The sequence below is a fragment of the Thermus brockianus genome (assembly GCF_021462505.1).
Lineage (GTDB): Bacteria > Deinococcota > Deinococci > Deinococcales > Thermaceae > Thermus > Thermus hydrothermalis.
The window spans coordinates 53852-66433 of record NZ_JAKEDV010000005.1 but is presented as its reverse complement, the minus strand read 5'-3'; the positions used below and the strand labels follow the sequence as shown (position 1 = coordinate 66433).

Genomic DNA, 12582 nt, shown 5'->3' with positions numbered 1-12582 from the left:
AGGGGATGCGGGAGCTGGAAGAAGCCCTGGCCGCCATCCGCGAGGCAGAGGACCTCGAGGCCCTAAAAACCCTGAAAGCCCGGTACCTGGGCAAAAAAGGCCTCCTCACCGAGGCCATGAAGGCCCTGGCCCACCTCCCCCTAGAGGAAAGGAAAAGGCGGGGGCAGGAGCTCAACGCCCTCAAGGAAGCCCTGGAGAAAGCGCTAGAGGAACGGGCAAAAGCGCTAGAGGAAGCCGCCCTAAGGGAGGCTTTGGAGCGGGAGAGGCAAGACGTCTCCCTGCCGGGGGTGCGGCTTTTCCCCGGGGGGCTCCACCCCATCACCCTGATGGAGCGGGAGCTCGTGGGCATCTTCCAGGCCCTGGGCTACGAGGCGGTGGAGGGCCCCGAGGTGGAGAGCGAGCTTTTCAACTTTGACGCCCTGAACATCCCCGAGCACCACCCAGCGCGGGACATGTGGGACACCTTCTGGCTGGAAGGGAGCTACCGGGTGCCGGGCCCCTTGGGGGAGGAGGCGGAGGGGAGGCTTCTTCTCCGCACCCACACCTCCCCCATGCAGGTGCGCTACATGGTGGCCCACACCCCCCCCTTCCGCATCGTGGTGCCCGGGCGGGTCTTCCGCTTTGAACAGACGGACGCCACCCACGAGGCGGTCTTCCACCAGCTGGAGGGGCTCGTGGTGGGGGAGGGCATCGCCATGGCCCACCTGAAGGGGGCCATCCTAGAGCTCGCCCAGGCCCTCTTCGGCCCTGAGGCCCGGGTGCGCTTCCAACCCGTCTACTTCCCCTTCGTGGAGCCCGGGGCCCAGTTCGCCGTCTGGTGGCCGGAAGGGGGGAAGTGGCTGGAGCTTGGGGGGGCGGGGATGGTCCACCCCAAGGTCTTCCAGGCGGTGGACGCCTACAGGGAGCGCCTGGGCCTCCCCCCGGCCTACCAGGGGGTCACGGGCTTCGCCTTTGGCCTGGGCGTGGAAAGGCTCGCCATGCTCCGCTTCGGCATCCCGGATATCCGCTACTTCTTCGGGGGAAGGCTTAAGTTCCTGGAGCAGTTTAGGGGGGTTCTATGAGGGTGCCCTTCTCCTGGCTTAAGGAATACGTGCCCGAGCTGGAAAGCCCCGAGGTCCTGGAGGAGCGCTTAGCGGGGCTTGGGTTTGAGACGGACCGGATAGAGCGCATCTTCTCCATCCCCAAGGGCGTGGTCTTCGCCCGGGTGCTGGAGGCAAGCCCCATCCCCGGCACGGGGCTCAAGCGCCTGGTGCTGGATGCGGGGAGGGTGGTGGAGGTGGTCTCGGGGGCGGAAAACGCCCGGCAGGGCATCGGCGTGGCCCTGGCCCTTCCCGGCACCGAGCTTGGGGGGATGCGGATCGGGGAAAGGAGCATCCAGGGGGTGGTCTCCTTCGGCATGGCCCTCTCCCCCAAGGAGCTCGGGGTGGGGGAGTACGGCGGGGGGCTTTTGGAGTTCCCCTGGGAGGCCCTCCCCCCCGGCACCCCCTTGGCGGAGGCCTGGCCCGAGGAGGTGGTGTTGGACCTCGAGGTCACCCCCAACCGCCCCGACGCCCTGGGGCTTCTGGGCCTGGCCTACGACCTCCACGCCCTGGGCTACGCCCTGGAGGAGCCCAAGGCGGACCTGAAGGCGGAGGCCGTGCCCCTCCCCTTCGGGCTTAGGGTGGAGGACCCGGAAGGCGCCCCCCACTTCACCCTGGGCTACGCCTTTGGGCTCCAGGTGGGCCCAAGCCCCCTTTGGCTCCAACGGGCCCTTTTCGCCGCGGGGATGCGGCCCATCAGCAACGTGGTGGACGTGACCAACTACGTGATGCTGGAAAGGGCCCAGCCCATGCACGCCTTTGACCTGCGCTTCCTTGGCGAGGGCATCCTGGTGCGGCGGGCAAGGCCCGGGGAGAGGCTTCGCACCCTGGACGGGGTGGCAAGGACCCTCCACCCCGAGGACCTCGTCATCGCCGGCTACCGGGGGGAGGAGAGCTTCCCCTTGGGCCTTGCCGGGGTCATGGGCGGGGCGGAAAGCGAGGTGCGGGCGGACACGGAGGCCATCGCCTTAGAGGTGGCCCGGTTTGACCCCGTTTCCATCCGCAAGACCGCCCGGCGCCATGGGCTTCGCACCGAGGCCAGCCACCGCTTTGAGCGGGGGGTGGACCCCTTGGGGCAGCTTCCCGCCCAAAAGCGGGCCCTAAGCCTCCTCCAGGCCCTGGCGGGGGCCAGGGTGGCGGAGAGGATCCTCGAGGCGGGAAACCCCACGCCCCCCAAACCCATCCCCTTCCGCCCGGACTACGCCAACCGCCTCCTGGGCACCGCCTATCCGGAGGCGGAGCAGCTCGCCATCCTGAGGCGCCTGGGCTGCCGGGTGGAGGGGGAAGGCCCCTACCGGGTGACGCCGCCAAGCCGCAGGCTGGACCTCACCCTCGAGGAGGACCTGGTGGAGGAGGTAGCCCGGATCCAGGGGTACGAGACCATCCCCCTTTCCCTCCCCGCCTTCTTCCCCGCCCCCGACAACCGGGGGGTGGGCAGGCCCTACCAAAGGGAACGCCGCCTGCGGGAGCTTTTGGCGGGGCTCGGCTTCCAGGAGGTCTACACCTATAGCTTTTTTGACCCCGAGGAGGCCCCCCGCTTCCGCCTTCCCCCACCCCCTTTGCGGCTCCTAAACCCCCTGAGCCCGGAGAAGGCCGCCCTGCGCACCCACCTCTTCCCCGGCCTTCTCAAGGTCCTGAAGGAGAACCTGGCCCTGGACAAGCCGGAAAGGGCCCTCCTCTTTGAGGTGGGCCGGGTCTACGGGGTGGAAGGGGCTTTGGTGCGGGAGGAAACCCACCTGGCGGGCCTCCTCTTTGGCGACGGGGTGGGGCTTCCTTTTGGGGAAAGGCTTTCCGGCTACCCCCTCCTCAAGGGGCTTTTGGAAGCCTTTTTCGCCCGGCTGGGTCTAAGGGCGGAGGTGGAGGCCCACCCCTACCCCTTCCTCCATCCTGGGGTCTCGGGCCGCCTCCTTTTGCAGGGGGAGGAGCGGGGCTTTCTGGGAGAGGTCCACCCTGAGGTGCTAAAGGAGCTGGAGCTTCCCCGGGCCTGGGTCTTTGAGCTCCGCCTGCCCCTTCCCGAGAAGGCCTTCCGCTTCCAAGACCCTTCCCGCTACCCCTTGGCCCTGCGGGACCTGGCGGTGGTGGTGCCCGAGGCCACCCCTTACCTAGAGGTGGAGCGGGCCCTTTTAGAAGCGGCGGGGCCCTATTTGGAAAGCCTCGCCCTCTTTGACCTCTACCAGGGGCCGCCCCTCAAGCCCGGCACCAAGAGCCTGGCCTTCCACCTGCGCTTCCGCCACCCCGAACGCACCCTCACCGACGAGGAAGTGGACCAGGCCATGGCCCAGGTCTTCCAGGCGGTGCGGGAGCGGGGCTGGGAGATAAGGGGGTAGACTCTATCCATGCTCACCTGGGTGGACCTCCTGGCCCTTTTCAGCCTGGCCTTGGGCCTGGCCTTGGGCTTCCGGGGTGGGGTGGTGATGGGCTTCATGGGGGCGGGCCTGGCGCTTTACGTCCTCCTCGCCCAACTGGGGCTTTCGGGGTGGGGGGTGGCCTTGGCCCTGGGCCTGGGGGCGGGGCTATTGGGCAAGAGCCTACCCCTGCCCCGCCTCTCCCGGGGCCTCGAGGCCCTTTTGGGCACGCTCGGGGGGTTTCTTTTGGGCCTCTTCCTCGCCCTAAGCCTCTGGACGGGCTACCCCTGGGAAAGGACAGGGGCGGGAACCCTCCGCTACCCCGCCGCCACCCTCCCCACCCCCATCTACCAAGGGGTGGCGCAAAGCCCCTTCGCCCGGGAGGCCTTCCGCCTGGCCTGGAGCACCCCCTGGCTCCGCAAGGCCCTGGCCCTAGAGGGCCAGCACCCGGGAAAGGGAAAGTAGCGAGCGGTTGATGTCCTTGCGCCTTTCCACCGCCTCCTTGAGGGGGGTGAGCTCCACCTCCCCCTCCACCTCCCCCACCATGACCCCGCTCGTCCCGGCGGCCAGGGCCTCCACCGCCGCCGCCCCCAGGCGGCTTGCCAGGATCCGGTCCTTGGCCGTGGGGCTCCCGCCCCGCTGGATGTGGCCGAGGACCGTGACCCGGGCCTCCACGGCCACGTGCTCCCGGATGGCGGCAAGAAGCCCCGCCGCCCCTCCAGGGTAAGCCCCCTCGGCCACCACCACGATGGAACTGGACTTGCCCCGCCGCTGGGACTCCAGAAGCCCCTCGGCGATGGCCCTCGGGTCCACGGGCTCCTCGGGCACGGCGATGACCTCCGCACCCCCCGCCAGGCCCACGTCCAAGGCGATGAAGCCGGCGTTCCGCCCCATGACCTCTATGAAGAAGACCCGCTCGTGGCTCGCCGCCGTGTCGCGGATGCGGTCAATGGCCTCGAGGGCGGTGTTCACGGCGGTGTCAAAGCCGATGGTGTAGTCCGTGCCGTAGAGGTCGTTGTCAATGGTGCCGGGCACCCCCACCACGGGGATGCGGTGCTCCTCCATGAGCCGCATGGCCCCGCGGAAGGTGCCATCCCCCCCAATGGCCACCAGGCCCTCAATCCCCGCCTCCAGAAGCTTCCTCGCCGCCTTGGCCCGGCCCTCAGGGGCGAGGAACTCCTGGCTCCTGGCCGTGAGGAGGATGGTCCCCCCCCGTTGCAGGATGTTGGCCACGTCCCGCACCCCCAAGGGCACCATCTCCCCTAGGATCATCCCGGCGTAGCCCCGCCGGATGCCGATGACCTCAATCCCCAAGGCGTAGGCCTGCCGCACCACCGCCCGGATGGCGGCGTTCATGCCGGGGGCGTCCCCCCCGCTGGTGAAAACCCCGATGCGCCTCATCCCTCCTCCACCTCCTCCATGGAAAGCCGGTAGGCCTCGTTCCGGGGAACCCCCCGCTCCCGAAGGGCCTGGAACAGGGCCTTCCCCTTAAGCCCCTCCGCCCGGAGCTCCCGCGCCAAGGCCTCCCCCATGGGCGGCGGGCCCGCCTTGGGCCCGAGGACCAGGACGAACTCCCCCCTAGGCTCCCGGAAGCGCTCCAGGGCCTCCCTCAAGGTTCCCCGGAAGATCTCCTCGTGCACCTTGGAAAGCTCCCGGGCCACGGCCACGGGGTGCCCGGGGCCATAGACCTCCACGAGGTCCTGGAGGGTCTTGGCCAGGCGATGGGGGCTTTCGTAAAGCACCGCCGTCCTCCCTTCCCGGGCTAGGGCTAAAAGCCTCTCCTTGCGCTCCTTCCCCGCCTTGGGCAGGAAGCCCTCAAAGGTGAAGCGGTGGGTGGGCAGGCCCGAGGCCACCAAGGCGGGGATGAGGGCGGTGGGGCCCGGAAGCGCTTCCACCCGCCAGCCCCATTCTAAGGCCAGGCGCACCAGCTCCGCCCCGGGGTCGGAGATGCCCGGGGTGCCGGCGTCCGTGGCGTAGGCCACGTAGGTATAAGGGGCTAGGAGGTCCTTGGCCCGGCCCAGGGTGTGCTGGTCTAGCCTCAGGGTGGGGGTGGGGATGCCGTAGTGGCGGAGGAGGAGCCCCGTGCGCCGCGTGTCCTCGCAGGCCACCACCTCCGCTTCCTTCAGCACCCTTAGGGCCCGGAGGGTGATGTCCTCCAGGTTGCCGATGGGGGTGGGAACGAGGACGAGGCGCACGCTAGAGGAGGATGGGCCTCAGAAGGGCCAGGACCTGGCGGAAGGGGAGCTCGTAGACCGAGCCCGAGGGAAGGGTGAACTCCAGGAGGTCCTGGGCTCCGGGGAAGACCACCCTTCTTAGGGCCAAGACGCCCTGGTCGCTCTCCAGGTGGACCGTGAGGTAATCGGGCTCCAGGTTGGGCTCGTCCTCCGCCTCCTTCGGGGGCTCTTCCCCCACCCCTTCCTCCAGGCGGCGGAGGGCATCCCCAAGCGCCGCCTTGGGCACCCGCACCTCTTCCTCCAAGGTGCCATCGGAAAAGACCAAGACCGCCTCCTCCCCCTCGCCGTAGGCGGAAAGACCCCAAAGGGGCTCCTTCTCCTCCTCTGGAAGCTCCACCACCTCCAGGGTGCCGTCGGAAAGGAGGCGCAAAACGGCCCCGCAGGCCTCGCAGTCCAAAAGATCCCCCGCCTCGTACCCCTCTAGGTCCAGGGTTTCCCCGCACACCGGGCAGACCATAAACCCCTCCTAGGGCCATTCTATGCCGCAAAAGGCCCGGCCCCGGGGGCCGGGCGGAAAGGGCGTGGGAGGCTTACTTCCCGTAGCGGGCGATGCAGGCCTTAACCTCCTCCAGGGCGGCGGCCCGGTCGCGCCAGCCCGTGACCTTGACCCACTTGCCCTTCTTGGCCTCGAGGGCCTTGTAGGTTTCAAAGAAGTGCTGGATCTCCTGCTTTACCCCCTCGGGAACGTCGGCGATGTCCTGGATATGGTCTAGCCGCTGGTCCTCCGCCACCACCCCGATAACCTTGGCGTCTCCCCCCTTCTCGTCCTCCATGAGGAGGAGGCCCACCACCCGCACCTCCACCACCACCCCGGGCAAGAGGGGGTAGGTGGAGAGGACGAGGCCGTCCAAGGGGTCCCCGTCCTCGGCCAGGGTGGAGGGGATGAAGCCGTAGTCCCCGGGGTAGAACTGGGCGCCCGGTAGGACCCGGTCCAGCTTGATGACCCCAAGTTCGGGGTCGTACTCGTACTTGTTCCCGGAGCCGCGGGGAACCTCAATGACCATGTTCACCACTTCCGGCGCCTTCTCGCCCACGGGGAGGGTCTTCAGGTTCGCCATAGCCCCCCCATTATACGAGGGCCTCGGGGAAGTCCCCCACCAGGGCGTCCACCCCCCAGCGGGCCAGGGCCTGGGCCCGGGAGCGTTCGTTCACCGTCCACGCGAGGAGGCGGTAACGGCCCTTGAGCGCCCGCACCCTCTCCTCGGTGAGGAGGGAGGCCTCGGGGTGGAGCCATTCCACCCCCAGGCAAGGGGCCAGGGCCTCCGCCTCCTCCCGCTCATAGAGGAGGCCCAAGGGGCCCACCCCAAGACGCCTTAGGCGCACCAGGGCCAAGGGGTCAAAGGAACTCACCCAAAGCCTCCCCGAGGGATAGCGGGCGAGGAGCCTGGCCAGGGCCTCCTCCCGGCCATCGGTTTCAGGGGGAAGGCTTTTTAGCTCCACGTTGATCCAGGCCCCGGGAAAGGCCCGCAGGACCTCTTCCAGGGTGGGCACATAGGCGGGCAGCTCCCGCCGGCTAAGCTGGGCCAAGGGGACCCCGTCCAAGGAGAAGTCGTGGTGGACCACCAAGACCCCGTCCCGGGTGAACTGGACGTCCAGCTCAAACCCATCCAGCCCCGCCTCCAAGGCTTTCCGAAAGGCCTCTAGCGTGTTCTCCCGGGCAAGGTGGGGGGCGCCGCGGTGGCCTAAACGCAAGGGCACGGGGGGAGTATACAATGGGGCCATGGGCAAGTATGAAGAAGCCTTTTCCCGCCTGGGCGAAAAGGCCCTGGCCCGCCTCGAGGGGCCGGGAGGTTTCCTGGCGGTCACCGAAACGCACCTGGTTTTCGTGGACGAAGGGGGCGTGAAGCGCTTGGAACTCGCCCGCATCCGCCGGGTGGGCCGGGGGGAGGAGGGCACCCTCTTGGTCCAGGGGGAGGAAGCTTCCCTGCCCATTCCCTTGAAGGCCTTCCCCTTGGAAGACCTTAAGGCCTTTTTGGAGGGGCTAAAGCCCCACGTGGCCCGGGCCCGCAAGGCCACGAGCGCCCCACCCCCTACGCCGCCCAAACCCCCCGAGCCCAGCCCCCCTCCTGAACCCCCAAAACCCGCCCTTTGGGAAGAGGAGGCACCCCCCAAACGGGCCTCCGTGGAGCTCGCCCCAGAACCCGAAGAGCCCAAGGAAACCCCTTCCCTAGCGGCGCCGAGGAGGCGGGCCACCCCTTTGGCCCTGCCCCTGCGGGTCCTCGCCCTCCTCACCCTGGGCTATACCGTGGCCTTCGTGGCGCTAAACCCCGGGGCCGACCCTTGGGCCTTGGCCGGGGTGGTGCTCGGAGGGCTCGGTCTCGCCTTGACGGAGTGGTCCTTGGCTACCTCCTCGCGGTAGCCCTCTTGGCCCTCCTCAGCCTCTGGCCCAAGGTGGTCCCAAGCCCCAAGGCGGTGCGGGTGGAAACCTACGTTCAGGCCGCCTTCACCCCACCACCGCCCGAACCCATTAGCCTCAACCGGGCGAGCCTCGAGGAGCTGGAGTCCCTCCCCGGCGTGGGCCCGGTCCTGGCCCGCCGCATCGCGGCAGGCAGGCCCTACGAGCGGGTGGAGGATCTCCTCAAGGTGAAGGGCATCGGCCCCGCCACCCTGGAACGCTTGAGGCCCTATGTCCGCCCCTAGGGGAGGCTTGGGCCTGGGGCTTGGCCTAGGCGGGGTCTTGGGCGCCTTAGGGCTTCTTCATCCTTGGACCCTCCTCCTCGCCCTTCCCCTCCTCCCCCTCTTCCGCCTGCCCCTGGCAGCGGGGCTCGCCCTGGTGCTCCTCCGGGGGCTCCTCTTCCCCCTCCCCGAGCCCCCCTACGGGACGAGGCTAGAGGGGACCTTTGCCGTGCGGGGCGGCTTCGCCTCCGCCGAGGGGTACCGCCTCTACGTGCGCCACTACCCGCCCCTCGCCGACGGGGTTTACCGCCTCGTTGGGTACATCGCCCCGCCGGAGGACAAGCGCAACCCCGGAGGGTTTGACCAAAGGGGCTGGCTCCATGGCTTGGGCGTGCGGGGGGTGTTTCACGTGGAACGGCAAGAGGCGCTAAGCCCCCTGCCCGACCCCCGGGAGGCCTGGCGAAGGCGGCTCGTCCAGGGGCTCTCCCCGCCCGTGGCGGAGCTCGCCGAGGGCCTCGTCCTGGGGGACAAGCGGGGCCTCGAGGCGGCCTACGAAGGGTTTCAGAAGGCGGGCCTCGCCCACCTCCTCGCCCTTTCGGGCCTCCACGTGGGTTTTCTCTTGGGAACGGTCCTCCTCCTCCCCTTGGGGCGGTGGCGGTACCTCCTGGCCCTTCTCCTCCTGCCCTTTTACCTCTGGCTCGCCGGGCCAAGCCCCTCCCTGGTGCGGGCTAGCCTCATGGCGGGCCTCTCCCTCCTGGGGCTTTTCCTCGGCCTAGGGAGGGCCGGGGTGCTCCAGGCCCTGGGCCTGGCCCTCTTCCTCCAGCTCCTCCTCGCCCCCCACGCCCTCCTAAGCCTAGGCCTGCAACTCTCCTACCTGGCGGTCCTGGGCCTGGCCCTGGTCCTCCCCGCCCTGGGGCGGCCTTCGGGGCCTCGAGGCTATGTGGCCTTGGCCCTGGCAGCCTCCCTGGCCGCCCAAGCCTTCCTCGTCCCCCTCCTCCTCCACCGCTTCGGCTTCCTGCCCCTCCTCTCCCCCCTCACCAACCTCCTTGCCCTTCCCCTGGTGGCCCTCCTGGTCCCCTTGGGCTTCCTCAAGCTCTTCCTAGGGGGGCTCCTCGCTCCCTTGATGGAGCCCTTAGGGCAGGCCCTTCTCTACCTCGCCCAGATAGGGGCCAAGGGCCCCCTCTTGCGCTGGGGGGAGGTTTCCCCCTTGGGCTTCGCCCTCTACTACCTGGGGCTTTCGCCCCTCCTCCTCGCCCTCCACGGCCGGATGCCGGGGCGCAAGGCGCTCCTCCTCGCCTCCTTCCCCGTCCTGGCAAGCCTCCTCGCCGCCTGGCCCAAGCCCTTAGACCTCCACCTCCTGGACGTGGGCCAGGGGGACGCCCTCCTCGCCCGCATGGGCGGGGCGGAGGTCCTGGTGGACGGCGGGCGGGCCGAGCAGGCGGAAAAGCTTCTCAGGGCCCTCCGCGCCCTGGGGGTGGAGGCCTTGGAGCTCCTCGTGGCCACCCATCCCGACGCCGACCACGTGGGAAGCCTTCCCCAGGTGGTGGACGAGCTCCCCGTAGGCCTCGCCCTCCTCTCCCCCGCCTTCCCCCAGGACCACCCCCTGGTCCAGGCCCTGAAGGCGCGGGGCGTGCCCACCCTCTACCCGGGAGCGGGTAGCCGTTTCCGGGTGGGAAAGGGGGAGGTCCGGGTCCTCTGGCCCGCCCGCCTGAGCGGGGAGGACAACCAGGACGGCCTCGCCCTCCTCCTGGACTTCGGCCTGGGCCGGGCCCTCCTCCTCGCCGACCTTCCGGCGGAGGTGGAACGGGAACTGGGGGTGGACCCGGTGGACGTCCTCAAGGTGAGCCACCACGGCTCCCGCACGGGCACCTCCGAAACCCTGCTTTCCCGGGCCAAGCCCAAGGTGGCCCTGGTCGGCGTGGGCCAAAACCCCTTTGGCCACCCCCACCTCGAGGTCCTAAAGCGGCTTCGGGCGCACGGGGTCCAGGTCTTCCGCACCGACCGGGATGGGGCCGTGCGGGTCCTTTTCGGCTACGCCTGGTAGCCGAGCCGCTCCAAAAGGGCGGCGAGCTCTTCCGGGGAGCGGTAGTGGATCACCACCTTGCCCCGCTTCCCCCCCACCACCCGCACGGGCAGGCCCAGGTGCCGGGAAAGCTCCAAGGCCAAGGGGGAAGGCTCGGGGGTTTTCCGCTCCCGGGCAAGCCGCTCCCGCAGGGCCTCCGCCTGGCGCACGGAAAGCCCCTTCTCCAAAATCTCCCTAAGCCCCCAAAGCCGGTCCTCGGGCTCCAGCATCAGGAGGGCCCGGGCGTGGCCTGCGGTGATCCGCCCCTCCTCCAAGGCCGCCAGGACCTCCTCGGGGAGCTGGAGGAGCCTAAGGGCGTTGGCCACGGTGGAGCGGGCCTTCCCCACCCGCTTGGCCACCTCCTCCTGGGTGAGGCCCATGCCCAAAAGGGCCTGGTAGCCCCGGGCCTCCTCCAAGGGGGTGAGGTCCTCCCGTTGCAGGTTTTCCACCAGGGCGAGCTCCAGGGCCTCTTGGTCCGTGAGGTCCCGCACCAGGGCGGGCACCTCGGTGAGCCCCGCCAAGAGGGCCGCCCGGTACCGCCTTTCCCCGGCCACGAGCTCGTACCCGTCCCCCTTGGGCCGCACCAGGAGGGGCTGGAGGAGGCCTTTTTCCCGGATGGAGGCGGCGAGCTCCGCTAGGCTTTCCTCGGAAAAGCGGCGCCTTGGCTGTTGGGGGTTGGGGCGGATGGCGGTTAAAGGAAGGCGCACGGCGCTTCCTGAGGACTTGGGCAGGAGGGCCTCGAGGCCCTTCCCTAAGCCGCTAGCCTTCTTGGACACGGGCGATCACCTCCTCGGCCAGGCGGCGGTAGGCGTGGGCCCCGGGGGAGGTGGGGGCGTGCTGGGCGATGGTGCGGCCGAAGCTAGGGGCTTCCGCCAGGCGCACGTTGCGGGGGACCACCGTCCAGAACACCTTCTCCCCGAAGTGGGCCCTTAGTTGGGCCTCCACCTGTTGGGAAAGCAGGGTGCGGCCATCGTACATGGTGATGAGGATGCCCAGGAGGCGCAAGGAGGGGTTGAGGCGGCTCCGCACCTCGTCCAAGGTGGCGAGAAGCCCCGCCACCCCCTCCAGGGCGTAGTACTCCGCCTGCACCGGCACCACCACCCCCTCCGCCGCCGCCAGGGCGTTCAGGGTGATGGGGGAAAGGCTTGGGGGAACGTCCAGGAGGGTGAACTCGTAGGCCTGGTCCTCCAGGACCTCCCTTAGGGCCGTGGGCGCCTCGGCGAGCTCCACCGTGGCCCCCACCAGCTCGGGGGTGGCGGGAAGGAGGTGGAAGCCGTCCACCTCCTTCACCAGTTCCGCCAAGGCTTCTCCCTGGAGGAGGTGGTAGACGCCCCGCTCCGCCCGCACCCCCAGGCCGCTCGTGGCGTTGCCCTGAGGGTCCAGGTCCACCAGGAGCACCCGCCTGCCCATGCGGGCCAGGTAGGCGGCCAGGTTGATGGCGGTGGTGGTCTTCCCCACGCCCCCCTTCTGGTTGACCAAGGCGATCCGCCGCACCTTGGCCCTTAGCATAAAGGATGCTTCTCGGGAACGCCGGGACGCCGGGGGTAGCGGGGCGGGGTGGGGGCCTCCTTGTGGAGGACCACCAGGCACCGCTCCTCCCCCCCAGGGAGGGCAAGGCGCCGCACCTCCCCCAGGCGCCCGCCCAAGGTGGAAAGGGCTTTGGGGAGGGGTTCTAGCTCCTCCGCCACCCTGGGCCCCTTCTGGGCCACCATGGCCCCCTCCAGGGCGAGGAAGGGAAGGCCCAGTTCCGCCAACACGCACATAGGGGCCACGGCCCGGGCCACCACCCGGTGGTAGGCCTCCCGGTGGGCAGGCTCGTGGGCCAGGACCTCCGCCCTTGCCCAAAGGGCCTTGGCCCCCTTTAGCCCTAGGGCGGCCACCGCCTCCGCCACGAAGTCCACCTTCTTCCTGGTGGCGTCCAGGAGGACGATCTCCAACTCGGGACGCACGATCTTCAGGGGCAGGCCGGGAAACCCCGCCCCCGTGCCCAGGTCCAGGACCCGCAAGGGCCCCTCCCAAAGGGGCAGGACAAGGAGGGTGAGGGAGTCCAGGAAGTGCTTCACCACCACCTCGCCCTCGGTGCGCAAGGCGGTGAGGTTGGCGCGGCGGTTCCCCTCCAGCAACAGGTCGTAGAGGCGGGAGAAGGCGGGCACGTGGGGGCTTAGGTCCAAGCCCAAGGCCTCCCCCCCTTCCAGGAGAAGCCGCACGCCCTCCGGGCTCAGGCCCACCACCCACCCCCTTGTTTC

Annotated in this window: 14 protein-coding genes; 6 read left to right on the top strand and 8 right to left on the bottom strand. The window is 69.6% G+C overall.

From position 1 onward, the window contains the following. The first annotated feature begins 5 nt into the window (after positions 1-5). Genes pheS through LXN00_RS07420 form a run of 3 tightly spaced genes read left to right on the top strand, consistent with a single transcriptional unit; the run spans position 6 to position 3889 of the window. Positions 6-1061 carry a phenylalanine--tRNA ligase subunit alpha gene (pheS, locus tag LXN00_RS07430; protein ID WP_234506932.1) on the top strand — a complete coding sequence of 352 codons (1056 nt, stop codon included), beginning with the start codon at positions 6-8 and terminating at the stop codon, positions 1059-1061. Continuing rightward, complete coding sequence (pheT, locus tag LXN00_RS07425; RefSeq protein ID WP_234506930.1) at positions 1058-3406, top strand: phenylalanine--tRNA ligase subunit beta; 2349 nt, start codon at positions 1058-1060, stop codon at positions 3404-3406. Before pheS ends, pheT begins: the two co-directional genes overlap by 4 nt. A gap of 9 nt (positions 3407-3415) precedes the next feature. Then, positions 3416-3889: a sodium/proton-translocating pyrophosphatase gene (locus LXN00_RS07420; RefSeq protein WP_234506928.1), complete on the top strand. Its 474-nt coding sequence runs from the start codon at positions 3416-3418 to the stop codon at positions 3887-3889. Here LXN00_RS07420 and pfkA read toward each other — a convergent pair. The 5 genes from pfkA to LXN00_RS07395 form a co-directional block, all read right to left on the bottom strand. Continuing rightward, positions 3857-4825 (bottom strand): 6-phosphofructokinase, encoded by a 969-nt coding sequence (gene pfkA / locus LXN00_RS07415; protein WP_234506926.1) that lies wholly within the window; start codon positions 4823-4825, stop codon positions 3857-3859. The two genes, LXN00_RS07420 and pfkA, sit on opposite strands and share 33 nt — an antisense overlap. Further along, positions 4822-5619 carry a 16S rRNA (cytidine(1402)-2'-O)-methyltransferase gene (gene rsmI / locus LXN00_RS07410; RefSeq protein ID WP_234506924.1) on the bottom strand — a complete coding sequence of 266 codons (798 nt, stop codon included), beginning with the start codon at positions 5617-5619 and terminating at the stop codon, positions 4822-4824. Before rsmI ends, pfkA begins: the two co-directional genes overlap by 4 nt. 1 nt (position 5620) lies before the next feature. Continuing rightward, the gene (locus tag LXN00_RS07405; protein ID WP_234506923.1) at positions 5621-6115 is read right to left on the bottom strand and encodes a TFIIB-type zinc ribbon-containing protein; all 495 of its coding nucleotides are present in this window, start codon (positions 6113-6115) and stop codon (positions 5621-5623) included. A 73-nt stretch (positions 6116-6188) separates the two neighbouring features. Beyond that, on the bottom strand, positions 6189-6716 hold the full coding sequence (locus LXN00_RS07400; RefSeq protein ID WP_234506921.1) for an inorganic diphosphatase: 528 nt from the start codon (positions 6714-6716) through the stop codon (positions 6189-6191). Between the two features lie 10 nt (positions 6717-6726). After that, positions 6727-7356, bottom strand: coding sequence for a glycerophosphodiester phosphodiesterase (locus LXN00_RS07395; RefSeq protein ID WP_234506919.1), 630 nt, complete (start codon positions 7354-7356; stop codon positions 6727-6729). Between the two features lie 22 nt (positions 7357-7378). Here LXN00_RS07395 and LXN00_RS07390 point away from each other — a divergent pair, with 22 nt between their 5' ends. The 3 genes from LXN00_RS07390 to LXN00_RS07380 are packed head-to-tail and all read left to right on the top strand — an operon-like array spanning position 7379 to position 10318. Further along, a complete protein-coding gene (locus LXN00_RS07390) occupies positions 7379-8017 on the top strand; it encodes a YcxB family protein (protein WP_234506917.1) in 639 nt (212 codons plus the stop codon). After that, positions 7990-8298: a ComEA family DNA-binding protein gene (locus tag LXN00_RS07385; protein ID WP_234506915.1), complete on the top strand. Its 309-nt coding sequence runs from the start codon at positions 7990-7992 to the stop codon at positions 8296-8298. Before LXN00_RS07390 ends, LXN00_RS07385 begins: the two co-directional genes overlap by 28 nt. Further along, the gene (locus LXN00_RS07380; protein WP_234506913.1) at positions 8285-10318 is read left to right on the top strand and encodes a DNA internalization-related competence protein ComEC/Rec2; all 2034 of its coding nucleotides are present in this window, start codon (positions 8285-8287) and stop codon (positions 10316-10318) included. Before LXN00_RS07385 ends, LXN00_RS07380 begins: the two co-directional genes overlap by 14 nt. On the opposite strand, the gene LXN00_RS07375 is transcribed toward LXN00_RS07380, so the two are convergent. From LXN00_RS07375 to rsmG, 3 genes are read right to left on the bottom strand one after another with little or no spacing between them, the layout of a single operon-like run. After that, a complete protein-coding gene (locus LXN00_RS07375; RefSeq protein ID WP_234506911.1) occupies positions 10306-11112 on the bottom strand; it encodes a ParB/RepB/Spo0J family partition protein in 807 nt (268 codons plus the stop codon). The two genes, LXN00_RS07380 and LXN00_RS07375, sit on opposite strands and share 13 nt — an antisense overlap. After that, positions 11096-11845 (bottom strand): chromosome-partitioning ATPase Soj, encoded by a 750-nt coding sequence (soj, locus tag LXN00_RS07370; RefSeq protein WP_234506909.1) that lies wholly within the window; start codon positions 11843-11845, stop codon positions 11096-11098. Before soj ends, LXN00_RS07375 begins: the two co-directional genes overlap by 17 nt. After that, positions 11839-12564: a 16S rRNA (guanine(527)-N(7))-methyltransferase RsmG gene (rsmG, locus tag LXN00_RS07365; protein WP_234507178.1), complete on the bottom strand. Its 726-nt coding sequence runs from the start codon at positions 12562-12564 to the stop codon at positions 11839-11841. The genes soj and rsmG overlap by 7 nt, the downstream gene beginning before the upstream one ends. Positions 12565-12582: the final 18 nt, after the last annotated feature.